Raw genomic sequence first — 340 nt, 5'->3', positions numbered from 1 at the left:
TCTCTCTACGCCTCAGTTGCCTGAACCTCCCTCGGCCTGAGCAGCTCCTCCATCTTCACCACCCTCAGATGGAGCACATGGAGACTTCCTGTAACGTGTCTGCTGCTGCGTTGGCTGTAACTTGGGACGAAGGGCTTCCAGGGGTCCCTTTGGCTTCGCAACACCTTGCTTTCCAAGAGCCCAATCAGCTGAGTCAAAGTATGCTCGCTCATGATCCTTGGAAATGAGAGGTGGTTTCTTTGGCATGAGCCCTCCATACTTCTTCTTTACAACAGCCTCCTCCTGCTGTGATGATGGCATTGACTTCTCTGCCTCGTTGGTGAGGTTTCCTTGCTCTTTC

General features: G+C 52.9%; 1 protein-coding gene. It reads right to left on the bottom strand.

The window, feature by feature from the left end; all coding sequences use genetic code 11:
* Positions 1-12 precede the first annotated feature (12 nt).
* Positions 13-340, bottom strand: a 328-nt coding sequence (locus LZD48_RS19340) for an endosulfine family protein (protein ID WP_235764138.1), incomplete at its 5' end; no start/stop codon positions are given.

The sequence above is a fragment of the Oceanobacillus alkalisoli genome (assembly GCF_021556485.1).
Taxonomy (GTDB): Bacteria; Bacillota; Bacilli; order Bacillales; family Amphibacillaceae; genus Oceanobacillus; species Oceanobacillus alkalisoli.
Note: the sequence above shows the minus strand (reverse complement) of the source record. Positions and strands in the feature narration are given on the sequence as shown.